Annotated in this window: 2 protein-coding genes; both read left to right on the plus strand. The window is 36.9% G+C overall.

What is annotated here, in order from left to right; genetic code table 11:
* A partial coding sequence (locus ELAC_RS11815; RefSeq protein ID WP_204250520.1) for a hypothetical protein occupies window positions 1-362 on the plus strand: 362 nt, incomplete at its 5' end.
* 8 nt (window positions 363-370) lie between these two features.
* Entirely contained in the window at window positions 371-730 is a 360-nt protein-coding gene (locus tag ELAC_RS02650) for a hypothetical protein (RefSeq protein ID WP_143406418.1), read from the plus strand.
* Window positions 731-1,552: the final 822 nt, after the last annotated feature.

Consider the following 1,552-nt stretch of genomic DNA (forward strand, 5'->3'; position numbering starts at 1 on the left):
TTCAGAAGACCACTAAAGTGGCAGTGCAGAAGGGTGTTGTTCGTCAGAAAACAGACTTTATTGTGGGTCCTAATGGATTAACAATACCGACAAATAGAAATATTTTAGAAACAGGTTTTAAAAATGCTGGGTTCCAGGCTTCTCCAACAAGATCAGCGGGAATGCAGTACATTATTCCGAATCAAAATATGAAAGTAAGGGTTATGGAGTCTACGTGGCACGCACCGTTGCGAGCAAGTTTTGAACATATAAAAGGAGGTCCAATCAACCCTTTTACGGGTAGGCCTCCAACTGCACCTTTGGGAATAGAAAACAGAGCGTTATACTTGCGACAACAAACACATATGGAATTGTACCAGTGATAAGCGAAATGATTGACGAAGTAACAGAATTCTTACCCCTGACGATAGAAGAAGTAGATTGGGATGGGGCGATTTTTAATTTACGTGGAGCTAAATGGGCCTTTAGTACGTTTAGTGCTTGGCGAGTGTGCACATTGCAAGAGGTTGTTTTTGCTTGTTACGATCAAAACATAAGTGATAAATTAAAGTCGTTAGAAGGATTGAAAATTGTAAGTATTTCAATTCAAAGTGATTTGGTGAAGGTCGATCCTTTGTTTTGCCTCTCAAACGGTCTTCTCATAGAGATATTTTCCTCTGATACTTTTGAACCTTGGACTTTTTGGGTAGATGAATTGCCTTTCTATTCTGGAACGTATGAATCTTCATAATGTAAATGATAGTAAATTTGGACGGAATTATGTCGATGTTGAATCATATGATTTGTAATTTGAAAGTGCATTTACCTTTAATGATTGAAAATATCAATTACAAAAAGGATGTTTTCACTATGACAGGGTCTAATTGGATGTTTTATGCTTCGAGTAATTGGCGATTGAGTACTTCAAAACAAATTTTATTTGCTTGTTATGATGAATATGCTAATGACAAATTAAAATCATTAGAAGGGTTGGAAATTGTAAGTGTTTCTTATCAAGGTTGTTTGTTGAAAATAGACCCAGTATTTTATCTTTCGAACAATCTTATTATAGAAATATTCTCTACATGCACCTTTAAACCTTGGACTTTGAAGGTCGATGGTCTCCCATCTTATTCTGGAACTTGTTTATCTTCATAACGTTGTATTTTCACGATTTGACCTAGCCACTAAAATCGAGATTCATATTTAAGTAGGAAATCATGCTACCCTAAGACAAAAGGAAAACTGCATGACGAAGAGACTCACAGAGAGCAAATCATCAATATCCTAAATTGGAGTGCTCCCCATTTCGACCTGATTACCTAGCTCGCAAGCTAGGTGATCCGGTCTTATAAAGGCAACAGCAGTCCAAATGACCTAAATCCAGGATTTTATCAGTGATACAAAATTTTAATGATTTGCCTTGGCATGACGCTGAATTGAAAGAAATTATTATAGATCGTGAGCAAAATGATGATATACGGCTTTTGATTCGTTGGCCTGAAGAATACGGAGCTCATTCTGTTTGTATTGAGTTCGTAGATTGCTATGTGGAGTGCTCCCCATTTAGACC

It is taken from the genome of Estrella lausannensis, from assembly GCF_900000175.1.
GTDB lineage: Bacteria > Chlamydiota > Chlamydiia > Chlamydiales > Criblamydiaceae > Estrella > Estrella lausannensis.